The following is a 7,867-nucleotide window of genomic DNA, read 5'->3' as shown; positions in this document are numbered from 1 at the left end:
CTCAATAACTGTCTCTGACATATTCAAATGAATCTTCAGTGTCACTTATCAAGACTTAATTTTTTCAGTCCGTAGACTTTTAATTTTTTCGTCTCGCAAGTGCCCACACAGATTGTCTGTTTCTTCTTTTTAAAGAGCTGACAGCGTTAAATTTAACTAAACATTTTGTTGTTTCAGTTTGCTGTCTCAAGGGTTGCGTATGTTACTCACTTCATTTGCCTACGTCAACCCCCAATTTTATAAATTTCAAATTTTTCTTATCGAGTGATTGCTTTTTAAGCTAAACGTAACTTTATAAGCTTATCGTGATTTGTTTTACTGCATTCTTCGCTTTACTAATCGCTTCCTCAACCGTTAGTGCTCTAGCAAGCGCAACACCCATTCTGCGCGTTGCTTTTACTTCTGGCTTACCGAATAAACGTAAATCTGTTTGTGGCTGACTTAATGCTTTATCTAAATTAGCAAAGGTAACTTGTTTAGAATCTCCTTCTACTAATAAAACAGCAGATGCACTCGGGCCATATTGTTCAATAACAGGAATAGGTAAACCAAGTATTGCGCGAGCATGCAGCGCAAATTCAGAAAGATTTTGTGATATTAACGTCACCATACCGGTATCATGTGGACGTGGTGAAACTTCACTAAACCAAACCTGATCACCTTTAATAAATAATTCGACACCAAATAAACCGCGTCCGCCTAATGCATCAGTTACTTTAGTTGCAATTTCCTTTGCTAACTTTAGTGCATTATCAGACATCGCTTGAGGTTGCCAAGATTCTCGATAATCACCTTTTTCTTGACGATGACCAATTGGTTGACAAAATGAAACACCATGAATATGTCGAACAGTTAATAAAGTAATTTCATAATCAAAATCCACCAAACCTTCGATAATAACCTTACCCCCACCAGCTCGCCCACCTGCTTGTGCATATGTCCATGCTAATTCAATGTCCTGATGATTACGTATCAGTGATTGTCCTTTTCCTGAAGAACTCATAACGGGTTTAACAAAACAAGGAAAACCTATCTCTTCAACCGCTTTTTTAAATTCATGTTCATTTATAGCAAATCGGTAAGGTGAAGTTGGTAGTTTTAGTTCTTCAGCGGCTAGCCGACGAATACCTTCTCGATTCATCGTTAGTTGTGTTGCTTTTGCTGTAGGAATAACTGTAAAGCCTTGCTGCTCTAATTCGACTAAAGTGTCAGTTGCAATTGCTTCTATTTCTGGAACGATATAATCAGGTTTTTCAGCTTCGATAACTTTTCTTAAAGCTTGACCATCTAACATATTGATTACATGATAACGATGTGCAACTTGCATTGCTGGTGCATTAGCGTAGCGATCAACAGCAATAACTTCACAACCAAACCGTTGTAGCTCTATCACGACTTCTTTCGCTAATTCACCTGCACCACAAAGCATAACTTTAGTTGAAGTGGGTGATAACGGCGTTCCTATTGTAGCCATAATGTCCTCATACTCAGTTAACTACTTTTAATTTTAATATCCTAAAAATAAAAAATCGGGAATAATATCCCGATTTTCTAATTATTATGCTTGATAAGGATCACGTAGAATCATGGTTTCACTACGATCTGGACCTGTTGAAATAATATCAATTGGGGTTTCAGTTAACTCTTCTATCCGTTTAATATAATTTTTTGCTGCTTGTGGTAACGCATCATAACTTTTAATACCAAACGTTGATTCGCTCCATCCTGGCATAGACTCATATACAGGTTTGACTAAACTCCAATCTTCAGCAGCAGCCGGTGCATTGTTAATCACATCACCATTAGGTAATTGATAACCAACACAGATTTTAACTTCTTTAAGGCCGTCTAACACATCAAGTTTAGTTAAACAAAAACCAGAAACTGAATTTAGTTGTACGGCTTTACGAACAGCAACCGCATCTAGCCATCCAGTACGACGACGGCGACCCGTTGTTGCACCAAATTCATTACCTTGTTTGCAAAGATATTCACCCACATCATCAAAGAGTTCTGTTGGAAATGGTCCTGCACCGACACGAGTAGAGTAAGCCTTAACAATACCTAGCACATAGCCAACATAACGTGGACCAAAACCTGATCCTGTCGCTACGCCGCCAGCAGTAGTATTTGAAGAGGTAACAAAAGGATAAGTACCATGATCAATATCAAGTAATGTACCTTGTGCACCTTCAAACATGATTCTTTCGCCTTTCTTCCGAGCGTCTTCTAATAGCGTCGGAATATCTGCAATCATAGCCACTAAAATATCTGCAATCGCTAATGTGTCATCAAGGACTTTTTGATAATCAACCGCTTGAGCTTTGTAGTAATTGACTAATTGGAAGTTATGATATTCCATTACTTCTTTTAGTTTTTCAGCAAAAGCTTGGCGATCACGTAAATCACCAACTCGAAGTCCACGACGAGCGACTTTATCTTCATATGCAGGGCCAATACCTCGACCTGTGGTGCCTATCGCTTTACTACCACGTGCTTTTTCACGGGCTTGGTCTAATGCAATATGGTAAGGTAGAATTAAAGGGCAAGATTCAGATATCAGTAATCTGTCTTTAACGGGAATACCTTTATCTTCTAACGCTTTCATCTCTTTCATTAGCGCATCAGGGCAAAGTACTACACCATTCGCAATGATACTTATAACATCATGACGAAGAATACCTGATGGGATAAGATGTAATACTGTTTTTTCGCCATTGATCACTAACGTATGGCCAGCATTATGCCCACCTTGATAACGAACAACATATTTTGCTTTTTCTGTGAGTAAATCAACAACTTTACCTTTGCCTTCATCACCCCATTGCGTACCTAGCACAACAACATTATTACTCATAGACTATTACTCATTCTGTTATTTATTCGATTTTAGTTTCATGTATTGGAAAAATTCACTATCTGGGCTAATAACCATAACGTCATTACCAATAAAACTTTGTTCATAAGCTTTTAAACTTCGAATGAAGCTAAAAAATTCCATATCTTTACCAAAGGCATCAGCATAAAGTTTAGCTGCATTAGCATCACCTTCACCACGAATAATTCGTGATTGTCGTTCAGCTTCAGATAATATTTTTGTTGCCTCAAGTGTCGCTGCCGCTCTAGTTTCTTCCGCTTTTCTTACGCCTTCAAAACGTTTATCGCGGGCAATGACTTCTCGTTCTGCTCGCATTCTGGCATAGATAGAACCTGAAACTTCAGCAGGGAAATTAATCTGTTTAATACGTACATCAACGACTTCAACACCAAAAGCGCGTAGACTCGTTTTACTACTTTCGGGATCTTTTTCTGTATCTGCAACTAATTTATCTATTGGTGCGTTATCAACAGAATCTTGATGTGTACCATTTAAAGCATCTTTTACTCGAATCATTAAAGAATTACGCGATTTAGTATCCGCATTCGAGTCATTAATAATATCCTTATTACTCAGTTTACCAATTTCCGCTCTTAAACGACCATTTAGACGAGCAAGTAGTAAATCTTCAACATTATTGCCACCGGCAACTGTTTCATAATAGCGATTGAAGTCAACAATTTTCCATTGAACAAAATAGTCAACTATCAACTCTTTCTTTTGAACATTGAAAAAACGTTGTTCTTTGCTGTTATTAGAACTATTGGTGGTTTGTATTTTAGCATCAATAACTTTAACACTATCAATACCTGGAATTTTAAAATGTAAACCAGGTTCGGATAATCCAATTATTTTATTAAATCTTAAAACAACACCACGGGTGCCTTCCTCAATAACATAAACACTTGAAAAAAACACACCGATTAAAATCAAAACTATAGGAATCAATAATTTACGCATATTCATTTTTCTCCTTATCGTCCCATAGTCCGCGTAGTGTTGCTGGTAGAACTATTATTACGGGTTGTAGCACCATTTTGTGACTCTTTAGTTGGTTGAGGTGCACTTTTTATCGCATCAGAAGAGCTTGGCATATTAAAATTGTAATCACTGTTTTGATTTGGCAACGTAGTTGGTGTAGCCATTTTTTCGCTGTTATTTTTTAATAACTGCTCCAACGGTAACACCATTAAATTACCACTTTTATCATTCACAACAACTTTATTAGTTTTACTTAATATTTTTTCCATTGTTTCAATATATAAACGCTCTTTAGTGATTTGAGGGGCAGCCTTATATTGAGGTAATATTTTTTCAAAACGTGCAACATCACCAGCCGCTTCAAGTTCTACACGAACTTTATACGCATCAGCATCAGCTAAAATTCTTGCAGATTTACCTTCTGCTTGTTGCACTAACTGAACTTTATCTGCTTCAGCTTGTTTAATTTCACGTTCGCTATCACCTTGAGCACGAATAGCATCATCGTAAGCATCTTGCACTTCATCTGGTGGTCGAGCAACTTGGAAGTTCAAATCAACAATGTTAATCCCCATATCGTAATGCGTAATTACATTAACTAATTCATCTTTAGTACTGCTTTCAAGCGCAGCTCGTCCATCGGAAATAATCGCATCGATATTAGAACTTCCAACTGCTGTTCTTAAAGCACTATCAGCAGCTTGACGAAGACTATCCTCAACATTGGTTACATTAAATAAATATTTTAATGGATTGCTGATACGATACTGAACATTCATTTCAACAAAAACTAAATTTTCACCTGTTGTAACAATGAACCCTTGCACATTAAAATTTCGTGTTCCTTGGGTATCAACGACATAAACTTTGTCGATTAAGGTAGGTTTCCAATTCAAACCTGGTTGAATAATTTCTGGTTGAACCTGTCCAAAACGGGTAATCACACCTCGTTGACTTTGGTTGATAGTATAAAAACCACTTATTCCCCAAATCAGAATAAGCACAACAATGACTGCAATAACAATTTTTGAGCTATTCATCGATAATTTAATTTTTGATGAACCCCCATTATTACTGCTTGAATTACCTTTTTTTAATAGGTCTTTAATTTTATCTAAAAAACCACCGGATGAATTAGAAGGTTTTTTATTATTATTTCCCCATGGATCGTTATCTTGTCCGTTATTTCCGGGCTGATTCCACGCCATATTTTATATGCTCCATTTAACAATTAGTTGTTATTTTGCGTATTAATTAAGTATAACAGATCTGGCTCTTGTTTACAGAGGCGATTCCATTCAATTGACGGCATTCTCACATCAAGTTGAAAGCTACCATCTTCATTTATAATTTCATGTTCTACTGCATTTAGCTGATAAAAACGGCTTCTTAGCCTGACTAAATGAACAGGTAAGCTTAATTGACAAATTTGGATCTGTCTAGCAAGTCTTTCTTTTAATGCAGTAAATAGTAGATCTAATCCTAAACCATTTTGAGCAGAAATCCAAACACGAATAGGCATACCATTTTCGTCACGATCAATACAAGGCTGTTTACCTTCCATTAAATCTATTTTATTCATTACCATCAATGTTGGAATATCGTGGGCATCTATTTCTAATAGAACCTCTTCTACAGCATGTATATTATCTAATAGGTTTGGATCGGATGCATCAATCACATGTAATAAAAGTGCGGCCTCTTGGGTTTCGAGTAATGTTGCTTTAAAAGCAGCAATAAGGTCATGGGGTAAATGACGAATAAATCCGACTGTATCGGCTAATACGACTTCGCCAACATCTTCAACATTAATGCGTCTTAAAGTCGGATCAAGCGTTGCAAACAATTGATCGGCAGCATAAACATCAGCATGCGTTAATGAATTAAATAGTGTTGATTTACCAGCATTAGTATAACCAACCAACGAGACAGTAGGTAGATCGGCTTTATTTCTTGATTGTCGATTTTGATTGCGCTGTTTTTCAACTTTAGCAAGCCTAGATAATATCAATTGAATACGATGACGAATTAAACGTCTATCGGTTTCTAACTGAGTTTCGCCCGGCCCTCTTAAACCAATTCCACCTTTTTGTCGTTCTAAGTGTGTCCAGCCTCGAACTAAACGCGTTGATAAATACTGCAACTGCGCTAATTCTACTTGTAACTTACCTTCATGAGTTCTAGCACGTTGTGCAAAAATATCTAAAATAAGCCCAGTTCGATCAACGACACGGCATTCACATAATTTTTCTAGGTTTCGTTCTTGGGTAGGAGTTAAGGTGTGATTAACTAAGATAACTGATGCGTCAAGCGCTTTAACTTTTTCGGCAATTTCAAGGGCTTTCCCTTCACCAATAAAATATTTAGCTTGTGGTGCTTTTCTTGAGGTTGTCACAATATCGAGAATCTCAATTTGAGCAGAAGAAACAAGTACTTCAAACTCTTTCAGATCCTCGATATCGCTTTCTTGAGGGAAGAATACATGGACTAATAAGGCAGATTCCCCGCCTTTATATCGCTCAAACAATCAGATTCTCCACTGAATTAATCAGCTTTCGCTTTCCTCTTCAGGTTGAGTCACCAATCCAGAGATAGATCTTGATGGTACAACTGTTGAGATGGCATGTTTATATACCATTTGGCTTACAGTATTTTTTAATAAAATAACAAACTGATCAAATGACTCAATTTGCCCTTGTAATTTAATACCGTTAACTAAATAAATGGATACAGGAATATGCTCGCGACGAAGCAAATTTAAATAAGGATCTTGTAATGACTGCCCTTTTGACATGAGTTTATCCTTTAAGATGAAAATAATAATATGAAGATAATATAATCGTACTTTTTAAAAATATTTAATTTAACTAAAACATAAAGTACTTATGTCTATTTACCAAAATAACATAAAAAACTCAGCTCTTGAACTGGTCAACAATAATTTATGCACAAATAACTAAAATTTTAATAAATTTACACTAATCAAACAAAAAAAAATACTAAAATATTATGTTAACCTAAAACTTTTTTACATTTTGAAAAAACAATTTCGAGGTAAAAAGTAAAGTAATAAAAAGTAAAAAATATTTTCAAACCTAAAAAAGCTGATCGAAAACCTTATCCATATTATCAGGATTTAACCATGTAACAGGTTGTTTCCAACCACGTAGCCAAGTAATTTGCCTTTTTGCTAATTGACGTGTTGCACAAATACCTTTAAACACCATTTCATCATAACTACTTTGACCCTCTAAATACTCCCACATTTGCCGATAGCCAACACAACGCATCGAAGGTAAATTTAAATGCAAGTCAGGTCGTAATTTTAGCGCTTTCACTTCGTTTTCAAATCCTTGATCGAGCATCTGTAAAAAACGTTGTTCAATACGCTGATGTAACTGCGCGCGATCTGAAGGCATAATGGCAAACTGCATTACATCGTAAGGTAATGCTTCACCACTTTCTTGGGTAAGTTCGGTTAAACTCTTACCCGAAATTAAATAAACTTCTAAAGCACGATTAAGACGCTGTGGATCGTTTGGATGAATTCTTTGAGCAGAAACAGGATCAACTTTTTTTAATTCTTCATGAATCACTTGCCAACCAAATTTATTGGCCTTTTCTTCTATTTGTTGCCGAATTTCACTGTTAGCTACAGGTAAAGGTGATAACCCTTCAAGCAACGCTTTAAAGTACAACATTGTTCCACCAACTAACAATGGAATTCGCCCTTTTTTTAGCGTTTTTTCAATTTCAATTAGAGCATCATGCCTAAAATTGGCGGCAGAGTAACTTTCTGCTGGATCACATATATCAATTAATTTATGTGGGTAGTTTAACTGCTCTTGTTTCGTTGGTTTGGCCGTACCAATATCCATATCGCGATAAATCAGCGCTGAATCGACACTTATAATATCAATTGGATAACGTTCATAAAGGGCCATTGCAAATGCGGTTTTACCTGAAGCCGTTGGCCCCATTAATGAAATAACTTTTGCTTTATTCATA

Annotated in this window: 7 protein-coding genes; all 7 read right to left on the bottom strand. The window is 36.3% G+C overall.

From position 1 onward, the window contains the following. Window positions 1-292: 292 nt before the first annotated feature. The 7 genes from purT to miaA all read right to left on the bottom strand — a co-directional run bounded on the left by purT (window position 293) and on the right by miaA (window position 7,866). Window positions 293-1,474, bottom strand: a complete 1,182-nt coding sequence (gene purT, locus J3U57_RS09285) for a formate-dependent phosphoribosylglycinamide formyltransferase (protein ID WP_267333974.1) — start codon at window positions 1,472-1,474, stop codon at window positions 293-295. Between the two features lie 84 nt (window positions 1,475-1,558). After that, window positions 1,559-2,857: an adenylosuccinate synthase gene (locus J3U57_RS09280; RefSeq protein WP_267333975.1), complete on the bottom strand. Its 1,299-nt coding sequence runs from the start codon at window positions 2,855-2,857 to the stop codon at window positions 1,559-1,561. A gap of 18 nt (window positions 2,858-2,875) precedes the next feature. After that, the gene (hflC, locus tag J3U57_RS09275; protein ID WP_416379602.1) at window positions 2,876-3,838 is read right to left on the bottom strand and encodes a protease modulator HflC; all 963 of its coding nucleotides are present in this window, start codon (window positions 3,836-3,838) and stop codon (window positions 2,876-2,878) included. Window positions 3,839-3,852: 14 nt separating this feature from the next. Beyond that, window positions 3,853-5,067: an FtsH protease activity modulator HflK gene (gene hflK, locus J3U57_RS09270; protein WP_267333977.1), complete on the bottom strand. Its 1,215-nt coding sequence runs from the start codon at window positions 5,065-5,067 to the stop codon at window positions 3,853-3,855. Window positions 5,068-5,090: 23 nt separating this feature from the next. After that, window positions 5,091-6,386 (bottom strand): ribosome rescue GTPase HflX, encoded by a 1,296-nt coding sequence (gene hflX, locus J3U57_RS09265; protein ID WP_267333978.1) that lies wholly within the window; start codon window positions 6,384-6,386, stop codon window positions 5,091-5,093. 21 nt (window positions 6,387-6,407) lie between these two features. Continuing rightward, on the bottom strand, window positions 6,408-6,653 hold the full coding sequence (gene hfq / locus J3U57_RS09260) for an RNA chaperone Hfq (RefSeq protein WP_065633726.1): 246 nt from the start codon (window positions 6,651-6,653) through the stop codon (window positions 6,408-6,410). A gap of 301 nt (window positions 6,654-6,954) precedes the next feature. Then, on the bottom strand, window positions 6,955-7,866 hold the full coding sequence (gene miaA / locus J3U57_RS09255; RefSeq protein WP_267333979.1) for a tRNA (adenosine(37)-N6)-dimethylallyltransferase MiaA: 912 nt from the start codon (window positions 7,864-7,866) through the stop codon (window positions 6,955-6,957). Window position 7,867: the final 1 nt, after the last annotated feature.

Origin of the sequence: Gilliamella sp. B3464, from assembly GCF_026536145.1 — a bacterium.
GTDB lineage: Bacteria > Pseudomonadota > Gammaproteobacteria > Enterobacterales > Orbaceae > Gilliamella.
The sequence above is the reverse complement of the archived record's forward strand: the minus strand, read 5'-3'. Positions and strand labels throughout refer to the sequence as shown.